This is a genomic window from Blastochloris sulfoviridis (assembly GCF_008630065.1).
Lineage (GTDB): Bacteria > Pseudomonadota > Alphaproteobacteria > Rhizobiales > Xanthobacteraceae > Blastochloris > Blastochloris sulfoviridis.
Genome location: NZ_VWPL01000021.1, coordinates 16,533 through 40,989 on the forward strand (window position 1 = coordinate 16,533; position 24,457 = coordinate 40,989).

16 protein-coding genes are annotated in these 24,457 nt (G+C 69.0%); 8 read left to right on the top strand and 8 right to left on the bottom strand.

The window, feature by feature from the left end; all coding sequences use genetic code 11:
• Positions 1-96 precede the first annotated feature (96 nt).
• Together trpE and F1193_RS11925 are read right to left on the bottom strand one after the other, a co-directional pair.
• Entirely contained in the window at positions 97-1,605 is a 1,509-nt protein-coding gene (gene trpE / locus F1193_RS11920; RefSeq protein ID WP_150098024.1) for an anthranilate synthase component I, read from the bottom strand.
• Positions 1,606-1,714: 109 nt separating this feature from the next.
• Entirely contained in the window at positions 1,715-3,601 is a 1,887-nt protein-coding gene (locus tag F1193_RS11925) for a peptidylprolyl isomerase (protein ID WP_150098026.1), read from the bottom strand.
• Positions 3,602-3,893: 292 nt separating this feature from the next.
• Here F1193_RS11925 and tpiA point away from each other — a divergent pair, with 292 nt between their 5' ends.
• The 5 genes from tpiA to F1193_RS11950 all read left to right on the top strand — a co-directional run bounded on the left by tpiA (position 3,894) and on the right by F1193_RS11950 (position 10,470).
• The gene (tpiA, locus tag F1193_RS11930) at positions 3,894-4,649 is read left to right on the top strand and encodes a triose-phosphate isomerase (protein WP_150098028.1); all 756 of its coding nucleotides are present in this window, start codon (positions 3,894-3,896) and stop codon (positions 4,647-4,649) included.
• A 128-nt stretch (positions 4,650-4,777) separates the two neighbouring features.
• Positions 4,778-5,128 (top strand): preprotein translocase subunit SecG, encoded by a 351-nt coding sequence (secG, locus tag F1193_RS11935; protein WP_150098030.1) that lies wholly within the window; start codon positions 4,778-4,780, stop codon positions 5,126-5,128.
• Between the two features lie 94 nt (positions 5,129-5,222).
• Positions 5,223-6,851, top strand: a complete 1,629-nt coding sequence (locus tag F1193_RS11940) for a CTP synthase (protein ID WP_150098032.1) — start codon at positions 5,223-5,225, stop codon at positions 6,849-6,851.
• A 552-nt stretch (positions 6,852-7,403) separates the two neighbouring features.
• Positions 7,404-9,143 (top strand): type I secretion system permease/ATPase, encoded by a 1,740-nt coding sequence (locus tag F1193_RS11945; protein WP_170263563.1) that lies wholly within the window; start codon positions 7,404-7,406, stop codon positions 9,141-9,143.
• Between the two features lies 1 nt (position 9,144).
• Entirely contained in the window at positions 9,145-10,470 is a 1,326-nt protein-coding gene (locus tag F1193_RS11950; RefSeq protein ID WP_150098036.1) for an HlyD family type I secretion periplasmic adaptor subunit, read from the top strand.
• Positions 10,471-10,732: 262 nt separating this feature from the next.
• On the opposite strand, the gene F1193_RS11955 is transcribed toward F1193_RS11950, so the two are convergent.
• From F1193_RS11955 to F1193_RS11970, 4 genes are all read right to left on the bottom strand, one after another.
• The gene (locus F1193_RS11955; protein ID WP_150098038.1) at positions 10,733-11,620 is read right to left on the bottom strand and encodes a SapC family protein; all 888 of its coding nucleotides are present in this window, start codon (positions 11,618-11,620) and stop codon (positions 10,733-10,735) included.
• Entirely contained in the window at positions 11,617-12,354 is a 738-nt protein-coding gene (locus tag F1193_RS11960; protein WP_150098040.1) for a SapC family protein, read from the bottom strand. The genes F1193_RS11955 and F1193_RS11960 overlap by 4 nt, the downstream gene beginning before the upstream one ends.
• Positions 12,355-12,407: 53 nt before the next feature.
• Positions 12,408-13,082 (bottom strand): class I SAM-dependent methyltransferase, encoded by a 675-nt coding sequence (locus tag F1193_RS11965; RefSeq protein ID WP_150098042.1) that lies wholly within the window; start codon positions 13,080-13,082, stop codon positions 12,408-12,410.
• Positions 13,083-13,529: 447 nt separating this feature from the next.
• On the bottom strand, positions 13,530-14,264 hold the full coding sequence (locus tag F1193_RS11970; RefSeq protein ID WP_246164354.1) for a Hint domain-containing protein: 735 nt from the start codon (positions 14,262-14,264) through the stop codon (positions 13,530-13,532).
• A gap of 1,216 nt (positions 14,265-15,480) precedes the next feature.
• Here F1193_RS11970 and F1193_RS11975 point away from each other — a divergent pair.
• Positions 15,481-17,547 carry a HAMP domain-containing methyl-accepting chemotaxis protein gene (locus tag F1193_RS11975; protein WP_170263565.1) on the top strand — a complete coding sequence of 689 codons (2,067 nt, stop codon included), beginning with the start codon at positions 15,481-15,483 and terminating at the stop codon, positions 17,545-17,547.
• Between the two features lie 311 nt (positions 17,548-17,858).
• On the opposite strand, the gene F1193_RS11980 is transcribed toward F1193_RS11975, so the two are convergent.
• Positions 17,859-19,103, bottom strand: coding sequence for an NAD(P)/FAD-dependent oxidoreductase (locus F1193_RS11980; RefSeq protein WP_170263567.1), 1,245 nt, complete (start codon positions 19,101-19,103; stop codon positions 17,859-17,861).
• Positions 19,104-19,262: 159 nt separating this feature from the next.
• Here F1193_RS11980 and F1193_RS11985 point away from each other — a divergent pair, with 159 nt between their 5' ends.
• Positions 19,263-21,605: a Tex family protein gene (locus F1193_RS11985; RefSeq protein ID WP_150098050.1), complete on the top strand. Its 2,343-nt coding sequence runs from the start codon at positions 19,263-19,265 to the stop codon at positions 21,603-21,605.
• A 231-nt stretch (positions 21,606-21,836) separates the two neighbouring features.
• Here F1193_RS11985 and metZ read toward each other — a convergent pair whose 3' ends face one another.
• Complete coding sequence (gene metZ, locus F1193_RS11990; RefSeq protein ID WP_150098052.1) at positions 21,837-23,033, bottom strand: O-succinylhomoserine sulfhydrylase; 1,197 nt, start codon at positions 23,031-23,033, stop codon at positions 21,837-21,839.
• 194 nt (positions 23,034-23,227) lie between these two features.
• Between metZ and F1193_RS11995 the strand changes: the two genes are divergently transcribed.
• Positions 23,228-24,457, top strand: coding sequence for an NAD(P)/FAD-dependent oxidoreductase (locus F1193_RS11995; RefSeq protein WP_150098053.1), 1,230 nt, complete (start codon positions 23,228-23,230; stop codon positions 24,455-24,457).

Consider the following 24,457-nt stretch of genomic DNA (forward strand, 5'->3'; position numbering starts at 1 on the left):
ACAAGGGGAGAGGGAAGAAGCGGAACCCTCTCCCACAAGCGCCTGCGCCCGGGCGGGAGAGGGAGAAGAAGGCCGCGTCACGCGCCCGGCGCCGCCTCACTGCCCGCGGCCGGCTCCGGCGGCGAAGCGGCGCGCCTCCTCGGCGGCGCGGAACTGCGCCTTGGCCTTGTTGACGCATTCGGCCTGCTCGCTCGCCGGCACGCTGTCATGGACGATGCCGGCGCCGGCCTGCACATACATGCGGCCGTCCTTCACCACCGAGGTGCGCAGCACGATGCAGGTGTCCATGTCGCCGTCGGCGCCGAAATAGCCGATGGCGCCGGCATAGGGGCCGCGCTTGTCCTTCTCCAGTTCGTCGATGATCTGCATCGCCCGCACCTTGGGCGCGCCCGACACCGTGCCGGCCGGGAAGCCCGCCACCAGCGCGTCGAGCGCATCGCGCTTGGGATCGAGCCGCCCCTCGACATTGGAGACGATGTGCATGACGTGGCTGTAGCGCTCGATGAAGAACTTGTCGGTGACGGTGACCGAGCCGATCGACGACACCCGGCCGACGTCGTTGCGGCCGAGATCGAGCAGCATCAGATGCTCGGAGATCTCCTTGGGGTCGGCGAGAAGCTCGGCCTCCAGCGCGTGATCCTCGGCTGGGTTTGCGCCGCGCGGCCGGGTGCCGGCGATCGGCCGGATCGTCACCTTGCCGTCGCGCAGCCGCACCAGGATCTCGGGCGACGAGCACACCACCGAGAAGTCGTCGAAGGCGAGATAGACCAGGAACGGCGCCGGGTTGACGCGGCGCAGCGCCCGGTAGAGCGCGAACGGCGGCAGCGTGAACGGCGCCTCGAACCGCTGCGCCAGTACCACCTGGAAGATGTCGCCGGCGAGGATGTACTCCTTCGCCTTGGCCACCATCGCGTGGTACTCGTCGGGCGTGGTGTTCGAGGTCAGCTCCGCCGTGAGGCAGGAGAGGTCGGCGGCCGGCGGCGTCTTGTCGAGCGCGGCATCGAGCCGCTCGACCATCTCGGTCAGCCGGTCGACGGCGCGGGCATGGGCCTGGCTCGGGCTCACGCCCGGCATGGGGCGCACCGGCGTCACCATGGTGATCTCGTCGCGCACCGCGTCGAACACCACGACGATGGTCGGGCGGATCAGGATGGCGTCGGGCACGCCGATCGGGTCCGGCTTGTCGGACGGCAGCTTCTCCATCAGCCGCACCATGTCGTAGCCGAGATAGCCGAAGATGCCGGCCGCCATCGGCGGCAGGCCCGGCGGCAAGTCGATCGCCGATTCGGCGACCAGCCCGCGCAGCGCCTGCAGCGGCGGCTCGGCGCACGGCTCGAAGGCGTCCGGCTGCGTGAGCGCGTGGCGGTTGATCTCGGACGACGCGCCCTGGCAGCGCCAGATCACGTCCGGCGCCAGTGCCAGGATCGAATAGCGGCCGCGCACCGCGCCGCCCTCCACCGATTCGAGCAGCACCGCATTGGGCCGCCCGTCGGCGAGCTTGAGGAAGGCGGAGACCGGGGTTTCGAGGTCGGCGACCAGGGTCGTCCACACCACGCTCGGCCGGTCGACCGGAAACGCCTCAATGGCGGGCTCGATTTTCAGCATGGCATGATTTCGACTTGTCTGGCGGGGCTTGGTTGGGGCGTGTCGCGGCTTCGCAGGCGCAGCGTCGCGGGCGGATCGCCGGCGCGCACGCGTGCGCGGTCGGCACGGATCAGGAGCCGGCGTCGCGGCCGACGATCTGGTTGAGGATCCGGGTGTTGACCGTCACGCCAAGCTCGGTTTCCAGCCCGGTGACGAATTGCGCGAGCAGGTCGTCCTCGATGGCGCGGCGCAGATCGGCCTGCAGCCGCTCGGGGGCCTTGGCGGCGTCCGGCAGGCGGGCGTCGACGACGCGCAGCACCAGACGGGACACCGTATCCTCGCCGGGCGCCGTGGTCGCTGTTCCCGGGGCGGCGGCGAACACCGCGGCGATCGCGGCCTCCGGCAGCTCCTTGGTGCCGGCCCGGCGCACCTCCGCCACGGTCGAGACGCTGAGGCCGAGCGCCTTGGCGGCCGCCTCCAGCGAGCTGCCGGTCTCAAGGCGCTCGATGAGGCCGTCCGCCTTGGCCTTCACCCGCTCGGCCGCCTGCTCCTCCTGCCAGCGCGTCAGCACCTGAGCCTTGGCCTCGTCGAAGGTGCGGTCGCGGGCCTTGGTGATGCCGGCCACCTCGTACCAGACGAAGCCGTTGCCGCCGAGCTGGACCGGGTCGTTCTCGACCCGCACCTCGGTCTTGAACGCACCCTGCAGCACCTCGTCCTTGCCGGGGAAGGCGGGGACCGGCTTGCCATCGGCGTCCCGGCCCGAGCGGTCGACCGCCTCGATGGTCTCGACCGGCAGGCCGGTCTTGGCGCCGACCTCGGCGAGCGTCAGGCCGGCGGCGCGCTCGTCCTCCACCTTGTCGTGACGGTCGAGCAGCTCGCGCTTGGCGCGCTCGCCGGCGATCTGCCGGCGGATCTGGCCCGAAACCTCCTCGAACGACTTGGACTGCGCCGGCTGCACCTTGAGCACGCGCACCAGCACGTGGCCGAACCGGCCCTGGATCGGCGGGCTCACCGTCCCTGCGGCCAGCGCGAAGGCGGCGTCGGCCACCGTGGGGTCGAGAAGGCCGGCACGCGTCACCGTGCCGAGGTCGATGTCGGCCGGCTTCAGGCCGCGGGCGGCCGCCACGCTCTCGAAGCTCTCGCCGCCGGCGATCCGGGCGGCGGCGGCCTTGGCCTCCTCGGCGGTGGGGAGCACCATCTGCTGCAGGGTGCGCTGCTCGGGCGCGCCGAACCGGTCGCGGTGGGCGTCGAAATAGGCGCGCACGTCGGCGTCCGTCACCTCGATCCACTGCGCCAGCGTCTCGACGGTGACCGGCAGCACCACCACCTTGCGGTATTCCGGCGCCCGGAAGGTGGCCTTGCGCTCCTCGAAGAAGGCCTTGAGCGCGTCGTCGGTGGGGGGCGCGATGGGACCGGCGGCGGCGCGGTCGAGGGTGACGAACTCGACCTTGCGCGTCTCGTTCTGGAAGGTGTCGACGAGACTAACGAGCGTGCGCGGCGCTTCGGCCGATCCGCCGATGGCGCGGGCGATCTGCTGGCGAAGCGCGAGCTTGCGCTCGGCGTCGATGTAGGCGGGCTCGGAATAGCCGTTGGAGCGCAGCACCTGGTCGAACAGATTGCGGTCGAACTGGCCGTTCGGCCCGCGGAAGGCCGGATTGTCGTGGATGCGGCGGATCAGCTCCTCATCGGAGATGCCGAGGCGAAGCTGCCGGGCCCGCTCGTCGAGGGCGGCCTCGGCGAGCACCTCGGCCAGCATCTGCCGGTCGAAGCCGAACGCCCGCGCCTGATCCGGGGTCACCGGCCGGCCGGCCTGCCGGCCGAGCGCCTGAAGCCGCTGATTGTAGATTTGCCGGAAACTCTCGGTCGAAATGTCGGTCGAGCCGATGGTGGCGACGGTGCGCTGGCCGAAGCCGCGGAAGATGTCGCCGATTCCCCACACGGCGAACGAAACCACCAGCAGGCCGAGGAATATTTTGGCGACCCAGCTCGCCGCGCCTTTTCGCAAGGACTGGAGCATTGACCGAAATCCGGTTTCCAAATGAAAACAGGCGGCGCGCGCCGCCCTTTGGGTCCTACCATAGGGGCACGCTGCGCCAGGAGCAATCCGACGTGCTCGCGGCCGCAGGACCGGCTATGGGTGGGCGACAAGGCTAGGCCTGCGCGATATACGGTTTCCGGCTGATCAAGCCTTCGAGCCGTATTCCGATCGCCGAAAATCCCGTTACCGAACAAGGGATTTTCGGCGAGACCGTTTCCGGTATCCCGAAGGGATCAACCGGAAACGGTATAACGAGTTGGGGGGAGACATCATGGTGGCGCTGCGCCGTCCGCTGGTTGCGGGCAACTGGAAGATGAACGGGTTTCGGGCCTCGATCGCCGAACTCCGCTCGGTGGCGGCGGCGGTGGCCGGCGGGGCAGCCGGCCACGCCGAGGTGCTGGTGTGCCCGCCGTTCACGCTGGTGGCTGCGTTCGCGGCCGAGCCGCGCGAGCCGGTGGAGGTGGGGGGGCAGGACTGCCACGCCAAGCCCTCGGGCGCCCACACCGGTGATATTTCAGCGGAAATGCTGAAGGATGCCGGCGCCGGCGCGGTCATCGTCGGCCATTCCGAGCGCCGCGCCGACCATGGCGAGAGCGATGCGGTGGTCCACGCCAAGGCGGTGGCGGCCCGCCGCGCCGGGCTCGTCGCCATCGTCTGCGTCGGCGAGACCCGGGCCGAGCGCGAGGCCGGCCACACGCTGGAGGTGGTGCGCCGCCAGCTCGACGGCTCGGTGCCCGAGGGCGCCACCGCCGCCGACACGGTGATCGCCTACGAGCCGGTGTGGGCGATCGGCACCGGCCTCACCCCCACCACCGCCGACGTCGCCGAGGTCCACGCCATGATTCGCGACCGGCTGGTCGAGCGCTTCGGCGCCGAGGGGCAGGGCATCCGCATCCTCTATGGCGGCTCGGTGAAGCCCGACAACGCCGCCGAGCTGATGGCGGTGGCCAATGTCGACGGCGCTTTGGTTGGCGGCGCCTCGCTGAAGGCGGCCGATTTCCTGGCGATTGCCGGGGTCTATCGCTGAGTGTTCGCCATCCGGGCGTCACACGGGTGGAAATGCCCGCGGCGATCGTGTAATAGCCCGGCCAACCGTGGTCCGGCCGCGGGCGTGCCCTTCCGATCGGGTCCGCCCCGGCCTATTTGCTTTGAGTCATGCAGACCGTTCTCATCGTCATCCATCTGATGGTCGTTCTTGCGCTGGTCGGGGTTGTCCTCCTGCAGAAGTCGGAGGGCGGCGGCCTCGGCATGGGCGGTGGCGGCGGCTTCATGTCCTCGCGCGGCACCGCCAACGTGCTGACCCGGACCACCGCAATCCTGGCCGCCGTCTTCTTCGCCACCAGCCTGGCGCTGTCGGTGCTGGCCGGCTACAGCCGGGAGCCCAAGTCGATCCTCGATTTGGGCGGGGCGCCGGCCGGCGCGCCGGCACAGGCACCGGCCGAGGGCCAGGGCATTCTCGACCAGATCAAGCCGCCGGGACCGCCGCAGCCGCCGGTCTCGCGCTGAACGCCCGCGGATCTTCCGCAGGGTCTCCAAATTCATCCGGCGAGCGGCCCTGCCGCTCGCCAAAACGAGATGGGCGGGCTAAAACCTGACTCCCATGGCGCGGTACGTTTTCATCACCGGCGGCGTGGTCTCCTCGCTCGGCAAGGGTCTCGCATCCGCCGCGCTCGCCGCCAATCTGGAGGCGCGCGGCTACAAGGTCCGCCTGCGCAAGCTAGACCCGTACCTCAACATCGATCCGGGCACGATGAGCCCGTATCAGCATGGCGAGGTGTTCGTCACCGACGACGGGGCGGAGACCGACCTCGACCTCGGCCATTACGAGCGCTTCACCGGGCGTCCGTGCTCGCGCATGGACAACATCACCACCGGCCGGATCTACCAGGAGATCCTGCTGAAGGAGCGGCGCGGCGACTATCTCGGCGCCACCATCCAGGTGATTCCCCACGTCACCAACGCCATCAAGGACTTCGTCCTGGCCGGCAACGACGGTTTCGACTTCGTGCTGGTTGAGATCGGCGGCACGGTCGGCGACATCGAGGGCCTGCCGTTCTTCGAGGCGATCCGCCAGCTCGGCAACGAGCTGCCGCGCAATCACGCCGTCTACATCCACCTGACGCTGCTGCCCTACATCCCGTCCGCCGGGGAACTCAAGACCAAGCCGACCCAGCATTCGGTCAAGGAGCTGCGCTCGATCGGCATCCAGCCCGACATCCTGCTGTGCCGCACCGATCGGCCGATCCCCAAGGAGGAGCGGAGGAAGCTCGCGCTGTTCTGCAATGTGCGCGAGACGGCGGTGATCGAGGCGCGCGACGTCGATTCGATCTATGCCGTGCCGCTCGCCTACCACGCCGAGGGCTTCGACATGGAGGTGCTGCAGGCGTTCGGCATCGACCCGGGGGCGGAACCCGACCTCACGCGCTGGGAGAAGATCACCCAGCGCATCCGCAATCCGGAAGGCTCGGTCACCATCGCCATCGTCGGCAAGTACACCGGGCTGAAGGACGCCTACAAATCGCTGATCGAGGCGCTCACCCACGGCGGCATCGCCAACAATGTGAAAGTGTCGCTCGACTGGATCGAGAGCGAGATCTTCGAGAACGAGGATCCGGCGCCGTTCCTGGAGCACGTCAACGGCATCCTGGTGCCCGGCGGCTTCGGCGTGCGCGGCACCGAGGGCAAGATTCGGGCGGCCCGCTTCGCCCGCGAGCGGCGGGTGCCCTATTTCGGCATCTGCCTCGGCATGCAGATGGCGGTGATCGAGGCGGCGCGCAATCTCGCCGGCATCGATGACGCCGGCTCGACCGAGTTCGGCGCCACCGACCAGCCGGTGGTCGGCATGATGACCGAGTGGCTGCGCGGCAACGACCTGGAGAAGCGCAGGGCCGGCGGCGACCTCGGCGGCACCATGCGGCTTGGCGCCTATACCGCGCTGCTGCGGCCGGGCAGCCGGGTGGCCGAAATCTACGGCAAGACCGAGATTTCGGAGCGCCACCGCCACCGCTACGAGGTCAACATGTCCTACCGTGACCGGCTGGAGCAGGTGGGGCTGGCCTTCACCGGCATGTCGCCGGACGGCATCCTGCCCGAGATCATCGAATATCCCGAGCATCCGTGGTTCCTCGGCGTCCAGTTCCACCCGGAGCTGAAGTCGCGCCCGTTCGATCCGCACCCGCTGTTCGCCTCCTTCATCGCGGCGGCGGTGGTGCAGAGCCGGCTGGTGTAATTCGGTTCTTGGACGATCAGGCTCGGCCTCTCTCTTCCCTCTCCCGCAAGGTGAGAGGGAAGAGAGAGGGCCTGCAACCAAGGGACGTTTCGGGCCGATCAGCGCCAACCCGGATGGCGGCTGCTGCGGCTTGCAGCAGATCGAAGTGCCGCCGCCGGGACCGGATCGCGCTCCAGGGACGCGTACAATTCTGTATCGTATGACGCGAATGCCGGTGCGCCGGGCAGTATTTCATAAACCAGAGGTCGAAATTCCCGCCGCGGGCCGGGGGCGCGGCAAGACCGCACCACGGATCACCATGGGATCACCACGGTCTTGCCTATAGTGTACGTCGCTTGATTTGCGCCTGTGGCGCGGCGGATGGGGCTGGCGGATTTCTCATGATACGGTCTTTGGATGATCGGCCCGGAACGGCCGCCGGCCAGGCGGCGCGCTCCGTCCCTCGCCCGTGCGGGGAGAGGGGCGACGACAGCCGGGCTGATCGGCCGGACGCCGCATGACAGCCTGCTTGGAGTTTTCCATTTCAAGGTTTGGTCAACACAGGAGGCTGGGGTGAAAACGAAGCTTGCTTCGCCGACGCTCAACGCCTTGCGGCCGTTGGCGCCGGCCTATGCCGGGCTTTTCGCGATGAGCCTGTTCCTGCCGTTTCTCTATTTCTCGGCGCCGCTGTTCGTGTCGCAGATCATGGACCGGGTGACGACCAGCCGCAGCGAGCTGACGCTGTTCTTCCTCGCCATCATTGCGCTGTTCCTGCTGGCGGTTCACGCCTTTCTCGAATGGGTGCGCCAGAAGGCCCTGCGGCGGATGGGCGCCGAGATCGACCAGCGCCTCGGCCTCGTTCTGTTCGAGGCGATGCACCGGCCGCGCCCGGCGGCCGGAATGAACGCCTCGCCCTCGACGCTGAACGATTTCAACATTGTGCGCGACACGCTCTCGAGTGCGTCGGTGACGGCGGTGTTCGACGCGTTCTGGTCGCCGCTGTTCATCATTGCGATGGCGCTGGTCCATTGGGTGTTCGGCATCTACGCCCTGCTGATGGTGGCGTTCTCCGCCGCGATGAGTGTTCTGAACGCCGCTCTGGTGAAGAACGACAATGAGCGCTTCCAGCGCATGTCCGGCAAGGCGGCCGAGTTCGGCCTTGCGGTGACGCGCAATGTCGAGGCGGTGCGGGCGCTCGGCATGCTGCCGCGTCTGCGCGACCGCTGGTACGACCTGCACGGCCGGATGCTGGGCTGGCAGCAGGCGGCGGCAAGGCCCAACGACATCATCGCCGCGATCGTGCGTTTCGTACGCAACGGCCAGATGGTCCTGATCTACGTCATCGGCATCATCCTGTTTCTGCAGCAGGAGGTTTCGACGTCGGTGATCTTCATCGCCATGATCGTGATGCTGCGCGCGATGGGACCGATCGACTCGCTGATCATGAACTGGCGCACCTATGCCGGCTTTGCCTCGGCGCTCAGCAGGGTCGATGCCATTCTCAAGGACGCCACCCAGCAGGGAAACAAGATGGCGCTGCCGGGCCTGTCCGGTCCGCTGGTCGTCTCGCGGGTGTTCGCCAGCGCGCCGGGCGGCGACAGGCCGATTCTCACCGATGTGTCGTTCTCGGTGGCGCAGGGCCGCACCGTCGGCATCGTCGGCCCCAGCGGTGCCGGCAAATCGTGCCTGGCGCGGGTGCTGGTCGGCGTCTGGCCGCCGCGCCGCGGCACCATCGTCATCGGCGACCACGATCTGTCCCACTGGAACGAGGACGAACTCGGCCAGCAGATGGGCTACATGCCGCAGGACGTCGAGCTGCTGCCCGGCACGATCGCCGAGAACATCGCGCGCTTCGATCCGAAGGCGGCCGAGGACAGTTCCGGCATCATCGCGGCGGCCGAGCTGGCCGGCATCGCCGACCTCGTCAAGTCGCTGCCCGAGGGCTACAACACCCGCGTCGGGTCGGGCGGCCACGTGCTGTCGGGCGGCCAGCGCAGCCGCATCGCGCTCGCCCGCGCCGTCTACGGCATGCCGAGCTTCATCGTGCTGGACGAGCCGAACTCGAACCTCGATGCGCTCGCCGAGCAGTCGCTGATGACCATGCTGCAGAAGCTGCAGGCCATGCAGAGCACCGTGCTGATCGTGACGCACAAGCTCAACATCCTGAACTATTGCGACGACGTGCTGGTGCTCAATGCCGGCACCGTGCAGGCCTTCGGCACGCGCGACCAGATCGTCGACCGCATCCCGCGCATCCGCACCCAGCCGAACCTGATGGTGATCGAGGGATCGGCGGAAGGACGGAGGTCCTGACATGGACGAGCAGCGTATCGAGCTCCTTCCGGCGCCGCCGGTATCGACCGATTGGCGCAGGATGCTGCTGATCGGCTTTGCCGTGGTGTTCTTCACCTTCGTCGTCCTGGGCGGCTGGGCGGCGACCGCGCGGCTCGATGCCGCCGTGGTGGCGACCGCCAAGATATCGGTGGAGTCCAACCGCAAGACGGTGCAGCACCTCGAAGGCGGCATCGTGAAGGAAATCCTGGTGCGCGACGGCGACGCCGTCACGGAAGGCGATGTGCTGGTCCGGCTCGATCCGACGCGCAGCGAGGCCACGAGCCGCGCCTTCCGTCAGCAGCTCGCCATCGCCCTCGCCCTGGAAGCGCGCCTCGCGGCCCAGCGCGACATGCTCGACAAGGTGGCGTTTCCCAAGGAGGTGCTCGACATGCGGAGCGACCCGCAGGTCGGCGTTGCGGTATCCGACAATCAGCGTCAGTTCGAGAACCGGCGTGAGTCGCTGACGCGCGGCATCGACGTCATCGAGCGGCAGATGGTGCAGGTCGGCCAGGAGATCGAGCAGTCGCAGGTCGATGTGCGCTCCGCCCAGGAGCGCCTTGCGACCATCAATCGCGAGCTGCCGAATCTGCGCCGCCTGCTGGAGCGCGGCCTCGTTCCCCTGCCGCGGGTGACCGCGCTCGAACGCGATCTCTCGCTGACCCAGGGTGCGCTCGACAATGGACGCCTGGCGATCGACAAGGGCAAGGCCAAGATCGGCGAATATCAGGCGCGCATCGAGCAGCTTCGCCAGGAGTACCGTCAGGAGGCCGCAAACCTGCTGCCCGACGTCCAGCGCACGATCGGCGACGCCCGCCAGCAACTGGTCATCGCCAGCGATGCGCTGCATCGCATCGACATCAAGGCGCCGGTGACCGGCACGGTGCAGCAGATGCGGATCTTCACGATCGGCGGCGTGATCCGGGCGGGCGATCCGATCGTCGACATCGTGCCGGCGGCCGACAGCCTGGTGGTCCGGGCGCAGATCACGCCCTATGATCGCGACCGCGTGCGTGTCGGCATGCCCGTCGAGGTGCGCGTCGCGCAGTTCGCCAAGTATCAGCTTGCCCCCATCACCGGGCAGCTTCACTCGGTGTCGCAGGACAGCATCCCCGACGAGGCGACGCACCAGATGTATTTCGCCGCCGAGGTGGTAGTGGACAAGGCGTCCATTCCGCCCGAGCTCGCCGACAAGCTCACCGCCGGCATGCAGGTCGACGTGGTGATCCCGACCGAGGCGCGCACCGTGCTGACCTATCTGATGGGGCCGATGCTGCACAACATCGCTCTGTCGATGCGCGAGCGCTGAGCGGATGCCATCCGCATCAGACGGTTTCCGGTTGACTGGTTCGGCTTCTTTCTTCCCTCTCCCCTTGCGGGAGAGGGTGGCGAGATCGAGCGAAGCGAGGTCGAGCCGGGTGAGGGGTAACTGCAGACGCGGGCTTGAAGCTTCACCCCTCACCCGCCTCGCGATCTGACGATCGCTCGGCACCCTCTCCCGCAAGGGGAGAGGGGAAGGGAGCGCGGCTCACGACCAGCGGCTGTTCCGAGGTGATCAACCGGAAACCGCATCAAACCGGCGGATACTCCGGCGCGTCGCTGCCTGACGCATCGAGGCCGCTGTGCGTGGCCTCCAGGTCGCCGAGCGAGAACAGGTCGCCATCGTCGATGGCGATATCCTCCATGCCGAGGAAATCGAGTCCCCGCCCGCCGGCGGCGGACGCCGCGAGGGTGGACCGCGCGCTCTTGGGCTGGCACTCGGACCGCAGGCGGTGCAGCGAGAACTGGCAGGCCACGGCGATGTCGACGCTGGCGAACCGGTGCCGCGCCATCGCCGCGAAGGCGGCGGGCTCGATCTCGGCGAACCGGGCGCGGTCGACCGTATGGAGCTGCGGCGTCGCCGGCTGCGCCGTGCCGTTCGGCGGCTGGCGCAGCGGCACGAGGAGCCTGGCGATCAGCAGATGATCGAGGGCGGCAGCGAGGCTGCGCCGGCTGTCCAGCAGTTGGCGCGCCAGCCGGTGCAGCGTCTGCAGATGGCTGCTCGGGGCGCCGTCGTCGCGGCACAGAGGCGTGCCGGCCTCGGCCGACAGGAAGTCGGTGTCGGCCGGCACCACCAGATCGTCGAACGGATCGACGCTGTTCCCCGTGGCCTGGAACGGAAACGTCCGCACCGCCATCGGCATGTAGCCGCCCTGCCAGGTGCCCGACGCATCGACGAGGGGCCGCGTCAGATAGGCTTCGTCGAGGATCACGCCGAGCAGCGGAAGCCCGCGGCTGAACCGGATGGCGAGCGGGTAATAGTGCGCGCACAAATGCATTTCCGAATAGGCGATCGGCTGCCAGCCGAGCGCAGTCACCCAGCGGCCGTGCGCCGGCATGGCGTGGCGTGCGCGGGCAGCGCCGCGCAGCGGCACCAGCCGGCTCGCGGGCAGCGCGCTTGCCGCAGCAGCGTCGCTCATGGCACGCGCACCTGCGCGATGAGTTGCGGGCCGCGGTCGGCGGCGAGCGTCGCCTTCGCCATCGTGAGCAGCAGGCCGGCGCGGAACAGCGACAGGCGATGCAGGCCCAGAAGCTGGGCGGCCGCGAAGCCGTGGCGGGCAAGGATCGGCGCATAGCGGCCGGTCTCGAACCCGCTCTGATGGGCGATGTGGAGGCCGGCCACCTCGATCCGCCGCCCCTCGACGTCGAAGCTGAGGCTCCAGGGCTCCAGCAGGCCGGCGTCTGCCAGCGCCAGCCCGATGTCGCGCGTGACGGCGAACTCGACGGAGAACGTTTCCAGCGCATCGAGGCGCAGCCGCGTCGCCAGCGCCGGCTTGCGCTCGATGGTGATGATCGGCGCGCCGATGTCGGTGGGCTCGTCGGCGAACACGTTGTCGAACATCCAGCGGCAATCGGGGCCGGGCAGCGTGTCGGGGTCGAACACGAAGGGATAGGCGGCGAGCAGCAGCGGCAACAGGCCGCGTGCCGGCGGCGGCAGCGCACGACTGTCGGCAAGGAGCGCGCGAAGAACCACCAGCTCGGGGCCATGCGCCGCCATGCGCCAGGCGATCGGAAACCACGTCGACAGCTTCAGCGCCTCGGTGTGGACGATCGGCACGATCTGGATCTCGCGCACCAGCCGGTAGGCCTGCGGCGCATAGATGCGGCGCGCCAGCACATCGCCTTCGAGAGGAATCGGACTTTCGCTCAGCATGGCTGCGGCGAAGCTAGCACGACTGGCGCCGGAGGGTGAGGCGCGGCGGCGGCCTACGGGACGTCATCCTCCGCGTCGCTCAGGTCGAGCCCGGCGGCGGCCAGCTCCTCCTGGATGCGCGGCAGGTCGGAGGCCGGCATGAGGGCCAGCGCCCACAGGTCGAAATATTCCCGCTTGGTGACCACCGTCTGGAAATCGGCATCGAGCAGCAGCTTGGCCACGCTGGAGCTGGTGAAGCCGGTCCGGTGCGCCATGTGGACGCGCCCGCGCGCGATCGAGGCACCGTGCCCGAACAGCATGTCGAGCGGCGTGATGGGCCCGGCGGACGACGTGTAGGCGACATGGTCGGGGCCGTGCTGGGCCAGCAGGGCGGCGGCGATCTCGATGTCCGGGCAGCGGATCAGCACGAAGCCGTCATCCTTCAGGATGCGCCGGAACTCCGCCAGCGCCGCCGGCACCTCGTGGGCGAACAGGTGCTCCAGCGCGTGCGAGGACCACACGGCATCGAAGCTGCCGGAATGGAAATTGTCGTTCATGTCGGTGAACGAGCCGACATGGTCGGGCTGCGCCTGCGGGTCGATGTCGAGCCGAACCTCGGCCCAGCCCGCGCTGCGGAACACCGGATGGAGCTGGCGCGACGCGCGGCCGCCGCTGCCGGCATTGAGGACGCGCTTGGCGGGCGCGGCGCTGGCCGCGGGCTGGCTTTCGGTCTGCTTCGTCTCAGCCATCGCACCTCTCCGGTGAGCGTTCCCTTGGGCAGTCTCCGCAGACGCGGACGCAGGCCTTCATGGCGCCGGTCGAATGCGCCCCGTCCGTCCGCCAGGACCGGAAGCCCGGCCTCGCAGGCGGATTTGTGTGACAAAAACCTGACACGGGAAAGGCGCGCCGGCCACAACCAATGATGCGAACCCGAACTGCAGGCCGGAGTTTCGCTGTCCGATCGCCAAGAATCCCTTTAGCGAACAACGTACATGTCGGGCTATTTCCGGAAATTGCAGGGAAATCAGACGGTCTCCGGCCGATCGAGCCGAAAGGCCGCATGCCGGCAGCCGGACACCGCCCGATGACCAAGCCCGGTCGCGGGTCGCGGCTTGGGGGCGGCTTGGGGAAGGTCCGGTGCAAACGGGAACGGCGCCCCTGCGACGGGGCGCCGTTCGAACGAAAGCCGGGCCCGATCAGGCGGCGGCGGCCTCGCTGGCGCCGAGCTCGGCGGCCTTGGCCGCGAGACGCTGGCGCAGCGACGACGGAAGCTGGCGATAGGCCTTGGCCCGCGGGTAGGGCATTTCGACGAGATCGACGCCGTTCGGGTACAGCGCCTCGAACTCGGCGAAATTGTCGAAGGCCCGGCGGCCGGCATTGTCGATGAAGGTCTCGGCAGCGACGCCGTCCGCCAGGATCAGCTCGTGGTCGGCGACCTCGACATGGAAATAGGTGAACACGCCTGGCACGTCGCGGGCGTGCACGATCGTCGCGCCGTTCACCAGGGCGCTGGCGTGGACGAGGATGCCGTCCAGGAACAGCGCGTGGTCGCCCGACACCAGCAGGTCGCGCTGCGGCAGGTTGTCGCCGAGCGCGCCGGCCTTGATGCGCACCGGCAGCTTCACCTCGTCGCAGAAGCGGGTGGAGACGGTCTGCCGGCCGATCCAGCGCACGGCAACGGCGCGGCCGTCGGCGGTGGTCACGGCATCGCCGATCTTCAACGTCTCGACCGCGACATCGCCCGCCGGAGTGCGGATCATCGTACCGGGCATGAAGCAGAGCGGAACTTCACCCTCCATGGGTTGCAGAACCCGGTCGTCAAGCGCCTGGGGCTGGTACTCGTCGTCGGTCAGGAAGAGGTAGACCAAGCCCTTCTTGACAATAATTCCGGTGGCGGCGCCCTCGCCGGTGCCGACCGTCGCCGCGGTCACGAACGTATACTTCCCATTGAGCAGCGGGCCGGCGCCGCTGACCGTCACGCGATCGACAGCAATGTCGCCGAGAACACTGGTGTCGTCGCGCCTGCCTTGATCCTTGTCCTCAAGGACAACGTCTGTCGCAACAGGGTTGACGCCGCTTGAGAAGATGTTGCCGTCAAGAATGCGATAATCTCCGCCGACAACCGTAAGGAGGTAAGCGTTGCTGAAATTACCATCAGTGGAGGACGGCGAAGTGATCGTATCGGTTTCAGAAGTGGACATGCCAATAGCCTCGTCATTTGATCGAAAGACTTAATGAAGCGTTAATGAGTTCTTCCCGCGCCGTCAAGCCTGCGCCTTGCCGGCGCCATGCGGCCGCTCGCAAGACGCATGAAAAATGCCCGAAGGTGCAGGCATGCCGTCGTCGATGAAAGAAGACATTCCGGGATATTTGACGACATGGGGTGTCGCGATCGATGTCGTTCAGTTGAACGGCAGATGTAACCTATGACGATTGAAGCAGGCGTGGGGCGGATCTCGCAGCGCCCGCGATATTTGCACCGGGACCAGGGGCGTTGCGGTGCCGCTGGCGCTTGAAGCGGCGCGCGCGGGCGCCGGCACAGGCCAGGGTTTCCGGGCCGGCGGATGAAGCATCCGAGGATTGCAGGATGCACAATCTTGCGCCATCCCGCATCAGTCAAACGCGCTGGCGGTGGGGCAGGGGGTGCCGCTCGGCGCCACGATGGCAGGAAGAACAGTCAATCGTAGGGCCGGAATGCAGAATATCCGATCTCTGTCATCTCGGAAATGCTGCGGCGCAATACAATAATGCCGTAGCCGCGGGCAGGTTGAGGGTGTTGAAGTACAAATGCTCGAAAATTTACCGTTCCTTTAGGTGATGCTACCTAATGTGGTTGCGCTCGCAACGTAGGCGATGGCCTGCGTCCTGAGGATCCCCCCGGGATCCCGGAAACAGTTTCGCCGAGACCCCGTGCCCGGTGCGCGGGGTTACGGCGAGCGGAACCGGCGGAACAGCGATCCCGGCCCGTTGGCCGGCATCCGCAACAGCTGCCCCCGCGGTCACGGCAGGGGAGGCATCGGGCCGGCCTGCGGCCCAGACGAAATTCGGCGGGTTTCCGGCCGGATCGACACAGAAGGGTCCGGGCGCCGCGGTGGCGCCCGTCCCACGAGTTCCCGACCTCCAGAGACCACCAAGGATCCCCCCGCCATGACGACGACTGCCTCGACTGCGCCGCCGCCCGGAACGTCCGGGCTCGGCCGCCTGTTCGCCGACCGCAAGATCGGCACCAAGGTCTCGCTGGGCTTCGCCTGCGTGCTGGTGCTCAGCGCGCTCAGCTCAGGCGCCGCGTACCTTGCGTTCAAGGACGTCGGTGCCAACGTCGACGCCTATTCGAACCGCGTCACCGTCGTGGGCATCGTGCGCGACGTCGACCGCGACTTCCTGGCGTTCCGCCGCTACGTGCGCGAGTATGTCGCGACGGGCCACGAACAGGCTCTCGACGCTGGTCTCAAGCGTCGGGATTCCGTCAAGGCGAGCATCGCCAGCGGGCTCGAAACCATCAAGAACCCTGAGCGGTTAGCCAGGATGCGAGGCATTGGCGAGAAGGTCGACACCTACGCCAAGGATTTCGACAGGCTGGTGGCGTTGCGCCGGGAGCAGGAGCGGCTGATCCACGAGGTGCTCGATCCGACCGGCGCTCGCCTGACCCACGCGCTCGAGCAGGTCCAGCAGGGGGCAGCCGCCAAGGCCGGCAACACCACGACGGCACTGCTGGCGGCCGACGCGCTGAAGGGCGTGCTGACCGTCCGGCTCAATGTCAACAAGGTGGTCGGCCGCCACGAGGAGTCCGCCGTCGAAGCCGCCACTCAAAATTTCCGCGCGCTCGACACCGCGCTGTCCACCCTCAAGACAGCGGCCAGCGACGCAGAGATGCGCACGCTCCTCAGCGACGCCGAGACCGAGGCCGCCCGTTATCGTGAGGCCTTCACCGCCGCCGCAGGCAAAGCGCGCGACATCGCCGCCCTCGTCGACGAGAGGATGGCTGCGTTGGCGGAATCCGTTGCCGGCGACGCCCGCGGCATCCGGGATACGGCGGTTGCCGAGCAGACCCAGTTACAGAACAGCATGTCGGAGACCATCGATACCACCGGCAATTTCATCCTGTTCCTGGCCATCGGCGCGCTCGTCGCCGGCGCGCTGCTGGCGTGGCTGATCGGCCGATCCATCTCCGTGCCGATCCGCCGCATCGGCGCGGTGCTGATGGAACTGGCCAACGGCAACAAGTCGGTCGTGGTGCCCTATGCCGACCGCAAGGACGAGGTCGGCGAAAACGCGCGCTCTGCGCAGACCTTCAAGGAGAATCTCTTGCAAATGGAACGTCTCGAAGCCGAGCAGAAGGAAACCGAGCGCCGCGCCGCCGAGCAGCGCAAGGGCGAGATGCGCCAGCTTGCCGATGCGTTCGAGTCGGCGGTCGGCGCCATCGTCGGCACGGTGTCGAGCGCTGCGACGCAGTTGCAGGCCGCGGCGCAGACCATGTCGTCGTCGGCCGAGGAGACCACCCGCCAGTCGACCGCGGTGGCCGCCGCCGCCGAGCAGGCGGCGAGCAACGTGCAGACGGTGGCCAGCGCCACCGAGGAGCTTGCCGCCTCGACGCGCGAGATCGGCGGTCAGGTCGAGCGCTCGACCGCCATCGCCAGCCAGGCGGCCCGCGATGCCGAGGACACCAACCACAAGGTTCGCGCGCTCGCCGAAGCCTCGCAGAAGATCGGCGACATCGTCGGGCTGATCACCACCATTGCCGGCCAGACCAATCTGCTGGCGCTCAACGCCACCATCGAGGCGGCGCGGGCCGGCGAGGCGGGCCGCGGCTTCGCGGTGGTGGCGGCCGAGGTGAAGAACCTCGCCACCCAGACCGCCAAGGCCACCAGCGAGATCGCCGCGCAGATCGCCGAGATCCAGGCCGCGACCTCGGACTCCGCCACCGCCATCGCCGGCATCACCACCACCATCGGCGAGGTCAATCAGATCGCCGCCACCATTGCCTCGGCGGTGGAGGAGCAGGGGGCGGCGACGCAGGAGATCGCCCGCAACGTCCAGCAGGCGTCGCAGGGGGCCGGCGAGGTGACGAGCAACATCGTCTCGGTCAGCCGTGCTGCCTCCGACTCCAGCGCCGCCTCGACCCAGGTGCTGTCCTCGGCGGGCGACCTCGCCCGCCAGTCGGAGCGCCTGCGCCAGGAAGTGGCGAGCTTCCTGGCGACGGTGCGCGCGGCGTAACGCGGTTTCCGGTGATGGGCTCGGCCTCTTCTTCCCTCTCCCACCCGGGCCGCGCTTGCGCGCGCCCGGGCGCAGGCTCTTGCGGGAGAGGGTGGCTCTTTCTACCCTCTCCCCTTGTGGGAGAGGGTGCCGAGCGATCATCAGATCGCGAGGCGGGTGAGGGGTAAAACCGAGCGGGTTTGAAGTAACCCCTCACCCGGCTCGACCTCGCTTTGCTCGGTCTCGCCACCCTCTCCCGCAAGGGGAGAGGGAAAAGGCGGCTCCCGGGCGACCACTGTTCCGAGGCGATCACCCAGAACCCGTAGAACCGGTCACGCGAACCGTTCCGGCCGGTAGGGGGCGGGATCGACCACCGGCGCCGTGCCGGTGACGATGTCGGCGACCAGTTGCCCGGTGATCGGCCCGAGCGTCAGGCCGAGATGCTGGTGGCCGAAGGCCAGCACCACGCCTTCGGCCCCCGTCAGCCGGCCGATCACCGGCAGCGAATCCGGCAGGCACGGCCGCCGCCCCATCCACGGTTCGGGATCGAGCGGCGGGCCGAGCGCCACCAGCTCGTTGGCCATCGGCCGGGTGCGCTCGATCTGCACCGGCGTCGGCGGCGCGTCGCGCAGCGCGAATTCGACGCCGGTGGTGAGGCGGATGCCGCGCGGCATCGGCGCCAGGAAATAGCCGCCCTCCATGTCGACGAACGGCGTGTCGAACTTCGCGTCGCTGCCCGGCTCGAAATGCATGTGGTAGCCGCGCTTGACCGCGAACGGCAGCTTCAGCTTGAACTGTTCGGTGACGTCGGTCGACCACGGCCCGAGCGCCACCACCACGGTGTCGGCCTCAAGGGGGCCTGCGCCGGTGTCGACGCGGAAGCCCGTGCCGTCGCGGCGGAGCGAGCGGGCGTCGCCTGTCAGCAGCAGGCCGCCATGGCGCGGCACCAGCCCGGCGATCGCGGTCACCGCCTCGCCGGGCGAGCGCACCGCCACCGCATCCTTCCACCACACCGCCTTGTGGAACACCGGGCGGATCGCAGGGTCGCGCGCCGCCACCTCGGCCGGCGACAGGATCTCGTAGGGCGAGCCGTAGCCGGCCTCCACCGCCAGCTCGAACGACAGGTAGCGCTCGAAGCTCTCGGGCGCGCGGAACAGCCGGTAGAAGCCGGTGGGGTGCAGCAGGTGGGCGGCGCCGGCCGCCGTCAGCAGTTCGCGATGGGCTTCCACCGCCCGCGACAGCAGCGGAAAGAGCGCCACCCCCGAGCGCAGGCGGTTGGCGTGGGTGGACTGCTGGCGATAGCGCCACAGGAACGGCAGCAGCGCCGGCAGCGCGCTGAGGTGGTAGTTGGATTGCGGCAACAGGCCCAGCGCCGCCTTGGCCAGCGTCGCGAGATCGCGCGGAAAGGCCATCGGCACCACGCCGGAGGGCTCGATCAGCCCGGCATTGCCGAACGAGGTCTCCTTGCCCGGCGCGCGGCGGTCGACCAGCGCGGTCCTGACGCCGCGCCTCGCCAGATGGGCCGCAGCCGACGCCCCGACGATTCCCGCCCCCAGCACCACGACATCGACACGCACGTGACCACTCTCCAGCCGCAACGAAGCCGCCATAATGGACCGTCATCGTGCGGCATGCGAGAGGGAGGCCGCACCTGTGGAGGACGGCCGGGGCCGGCTCTCGTCCTGCACGCGAATCGACTAGTGAAGCCGCCCCTTGGCTGAAGGATCGGAGCCGCAATGCCCGCCACCATCACCGCCCGAATCGCCGCCGAACTTTCCGTCCGCGTCCAGCAGGTCGAGGCGACGGTGGAACTGCTCGACGGCGGCTCGACCGTGCCGTTCATCGCCCGCTACCGCAAGGAGGCGACCGGCGGCCTCGACGATGCCCAGTTGCGCACGCTGGAGGAGCGGCTGACGTACTTGCGCGAGCTCGACGCGCGGCGCGCGGCGGTGCTGGCCGAGATCCGCTCGCAGGACAAGCTGACGCCGGAGCTGGAGGCGGCGATCGAGGCCGCCGACACCAAGGCGGCGCTGGAGGATCTCTATCTGCCCTACCGGCCCAAGCGCCGCACCAAGGCGCAGATCGCCCGCGAGGCGGGGCTTGAGCCGCTGGCCGACCTGCTGCTCGCCCACCCGGAGAAAGACCCCGCCACGGCGGCGGCTGCGTTCGTCGATGCCGAGAAGAAGGTCGCCGACACCACGGCAGCCTTGGAAGGGGCACGCTCGATCCTGGTCGAGCGCTTCAGCGAGACCGCCGATCTCGTCGGCAGCTTGCGCGAGGAGATGTGGGGGCGCGGCCGCTTCATCTCGAAGGTACGCGACGGCAAGGCCGCCGAGGGCGTGAAGTATTCCGACTATTTCGACGTCGCCGACCCGCTGCCCAAGCTGCCGGCGCACCGCATCCTGGCGATGCTGCGCGGCGAGAAGGAGGAGATCCTCGACGTCTCGATCGTGCCGGAGCCGCCGGCCGAGGCCGACGCCAAGGGGCCGAGCGAGTATGAGCGGCGCATCGCCGCGCGCTTCGATATTTCGGACCGCGGCCGCCCCGGCGACCGCTGGCTTGTCGACACCGTGCGCTTTGCCTGGCGCACGCGCCTGCAGCATCAATTGGCCGTCGACCTCAGGATGCGCCTGCGCGAGATGGCGGAAGCGGAAGCCGTGCGGGTGTTCGCCGCAAACCTGCGCGCGCTGCTGCTCGCCGCGCCGGCCGGACAGCGCGCGACGCTGGGGCTCGATCCGGGCTTCCGCACCGGCGTCAAGGTGGCGGTGGTGGACAGGACCGGCAAGGTGGTCGACACCGCCACCATCTATCCCCACGAGCCGCAGCGCCGCTGGGACGAGGCCCTGGCGGTGCTGGCCGCCCTGGTGAAAAAGCACAAGGTCGAGCTGGTGGCGATCGGAAACGGCACCGCCTCGCGCGAGACCGAGAAGCTCGCCGCCGATCTGATCAAGGGCAAGCCCGATCTCCAGCTCATCAAGGCGGTGGTGTCGGAGGCCGGCGCCTCGGTCTATTCGGCGTCGGCCTACGCCTCGCAGGAATTGCCGGAACTCGACGTGACGCTGCGCGGCGCGGTGTCGATCGCCCGGCGCCTGCAGGATCCGCTGGCCGAGCTGGTCAAGATCGATCCCAAGTCGATCGGCGTCGGCCAGTACCAGCACGACGTCGACGAGCACAAGCTGGCGCGCTCGCTCGACGCGGTGGTGGAGGATTGCGTCAACGGCGTCGGCGTCGACCTCAACACCGCCTCCGTGCCGCTGCTCACGCGCGTGTCGGGGCTTTCGGAAACGCTCGCCCGCAACATCGTCGTCCACCGCGACTCGAACGGCGCGTTCACCTCGCGCGCCAAGCTGCGCGACGTGCCGCGGCTCGGCCCCAAGGCGTTCGAGCAGTGCGCCGGCTTCCTGCGCATCCGCGACGGCGAGGATCCGCTGGATGTTTCGGGCGTGCATCCGGAAGCCTATGACGTGGTGCGCAAGATCCTCAAGGCCACCGGCAAGACCGCGAAGGCGCTGATCGGCGACGAGATCACGCTGCGCGGGCTGAAGCCGCACGCCTTCGCCGACGACCGCTTCGGCGTGCCCACCGTGTCGGACATTCTGCGCGAATTAGAGAAGCCCGGCCGCGATCCGCGCCCGTCGTTCAAGACCGCGACCTTCCAGGAGGGCGTCGAGACGCTGTCGGATCTGAAGCCCGGCATGATCCTGGAAGGCACGGTGACCAATGTCGCGGCGTTCGGCGCCTTCGTCGATATCGGCGTGCACCAGGACGGGCTGGTGCACGTGTCGGCGATGTCGAAGACCTTCGTGAAGGATCCGTCCACCATCGTGAAGCCGGGCGACGTGGTGAAGGTGAAGGTGCTCTCCTGCGATCTGGCGCGCAAGCGCATCGCGCTCACCATGCGGCTCGATGATCCGCTGCCCGATGCCGCGAGCGCGCCCGCCGGCAGCCGGCCGTCGTCGGCGCCAAGGCAGCCGCGCCGCGAGCAGCGCCAGCAGGAGACGTCGTCCGGCGGCGGCGCGCTCGCCGAGGCGCTGGCGCGGGCCACCGCCCAGCGCGATGCGGGCAAACGGACACGGTGACGCAACCTTGTCATCCCGGGCGAGGCGATAGCCGAGACCCGGGATCGTCCTCCGGAAGCGTCCCCATCCTGCGCACGGTCCCGGCTCGGCGCTTCGCGCCGTCCGGGACGACGAAATCCCGGTTGTCATCCCGGACGAGGCGATAGCCGAGACCCGGGATCGTCCTCCGGACGAGTCCCCTTCCTGATGACGGTCCCGGCTCGGCGCTGCGCGCCGTCCGGGACGACGACCTCACACCACCCCGGCCGCCCGGCTCACATCGGCGATCAGGTCGTCGGCGTGCTCCAGCCCCACCGACAGCCGCAGCATGCCGTCGGTGATGCCGAGCGCCGCGCGCTCCTCCGGCTTGAGGCGCGAATGGGTGGTGGAGGCCGGGTGGGTGATCAGGCTCTTGGCATCGCCGAGATTGTTTGAGATGCGCACCACCTTCAGCGCATTGAGGAAGGAAAACGCGCCGGCCTTGCCGCCTTTCACCTCGAACGCCACCATGGTCGAGGGCCCGAGCATCTGCCGCGCGATCAATGCGGCCTGCGGGTGGTCGGCGCGGCCGGGGAACATCACCCGCGTCACGCCCGGCAAACCGGCGAGCGCGTCGGCGACCTTGGCGGCGGTGGCCGTCTGGCGCTCGACGCGCAGCACCAGCGTCTCCAGGCTCTTCAGCAGCACCCAGGCATTGAACGGCGACAGCGTCGGCCCGCTCATGCGCAGGAAGGGCTGGATCTTCTCCTCCAACAGCTTGCGGCCGCCGAGGATCGCCCCGCCCATGCAGCGGCCCTGGCCGTCGATGTGCTTGGTGGCGGAATAGACCACCACGTCGGCGCCGAGCTTGAGCGGCTTCTGGAAGACCGGCGTGGCGAACACATTGTCGACCACGACGAGCGCCCCGGCGGCGTGCGCGATCTCGGCGATGGCGGCGATGTCCATCACCACGAGCGTCGGATTGGCCGGGCTTTCCAGGAAGCACGCCTTGGTGTTCGGCCGCATGGCGGCGCGCCACGCATCGAGGTCGGTGCCGTCGACCAGGGTCGAGGCGACGCCGAAGCGGGGGAGAAAATCCTCGATGATCCAGCGGCAGGCGCCGAACATCAGGCGCGGCGCCACCACATGGTCGCCGGCGGCGAGAAGGCCGACCATGGCGCCGTGCACCGCGGCCATGCCGGTGGCGGTGGCGCAGCACATCTCCGCGCCCTCGAACTCGGCCAGCCGGTCCTCGAACATCGCCACGGTCGGGTTGGCGTAGCGGGTGTACTGGTAGCCCGGATCCTCGTTCTTGAACCGCGCCTCGGCGGTCTCGGCGCGGTCGTAGACGAAGCCCTGGGTCAGGAACAGCGTCTCCGAGGTCTCGCCGAACTGCGAACGCTGGATGGCGCCATGCACCAGCCGGGTCTCGGGGTGAAGATCGTCGAAGGGGGTCGCGGGCGTGGGCATCGGTCAAGGGTGCTGGAGAGGGGAAACGTCCAACTGCACCCGATGGCACGCCGATGCAAGGTCGGAGCAGGGGGCAGGGCGCAGCAGGCGATATGACCGGTGGCGGCGGCAGGCCGCGCGCGCCTGCCGCTTCCCCCCCGCGCCCTGGCGCGCTAATCGTCCGGGGTCAAAAGACCGGTAAGGGGAGTCGAGCCATGGGCGCGGGAGTGGTCATCGTCGGCGGCGGGCAGGCGGGGTTGCAGCTCGCCACCAGCCTGCGCCAGGGCGGCTATGGCGAGGCCATCCGCATCATCGGCGCCGAGCCGTACGCGCCCTATCAGCGGCCGCCGCTGTCGAAGGCGGTGCTGTCGGGCGAGGCCGGCGTCGACACCGTGCCGCTGCGCGCGCCTGCCTTCTTCGCCGACAACCGGCTCGACCTCGTCACCGGCCGCCGGGTCGAGGCCATCGACCCCGGCGCCAGGACGGTCACCGCCGGCGCCGACACGATCGCCTACGACCACCTGATCGTTGCCACCGGCGCCGATGTGCGCAAGCTGCCGGTGCCGGGCGCCGAGCTGGAGGGCGTGCTCTACCTGCGCGGGCTCGACGATGCGCTCAAGCTCAAGGAGGCGCTGGCCCGGCCGCGCCAGGTGGTGGTGATCGGCGGCGGCTTCATCGGGCTGGAGGTGGCGGCCTCCGCCACCAAGCTCGGCAGTAAGGCGGTGGTGGTCGAGGCGCTGCCGCGGGTGCTGGCGCGCTCCACCGCGCCGGCGATGGCCTCGGCCATCGTGCGCCGGCACGGCGAGAAGGGCGTCGAGATCAAGACCGGCGCCGGGGTCAGCCGCATCGAGGGCGAGGGGGCGGTCTCGGCCGTCGTGCTGTCGGACGGTACCAAGTTGCCGGCAGATCTGGTGGTGGTGGGCATCGGCGTGGTGCCGGCGGCCGGCATCGCCCAGGCGGCGGGCATCGCCACCGACAACGGCATCGTCGTCGACGAGCTTCTGCGCACCTCCGCGCCCGGCGTGTTCGCCATCGGCGACGTGGCGCGCTTCCCCACCCGCTTCGCGCCGAAGCCGGTGCTGGTCGAATCGGTGCAGAACGCCATCGACCAGGGCAAGGCGGTGGCGGCCACCATCCTCGGCAAGCCCAAGCCCTATGACGCGGTGCCGTGGTTCTGGAGCGACCAGTTCGACATGAAGCTGCAGACCACGGGTCTCGCCTTCGACGTCGAGGAGGCGGTGGTGCGCGGCGATCCCGACAGCCTCGCCTTCTCGGTGTTCCTGCTCCGGGGCGGCCGGGTGATCGCCGTCGACACCCTCAACAAGCCGGCCGACCACATGATCGGCCGCCGGCTGGTCACCGCCGGCACGCGCCTCAGCGCCGCCGAGATCGCCGATCCGTCCTTCGACCTCAAGCAGGCCGCCGCCGACCCGGCGCGGGGCTGA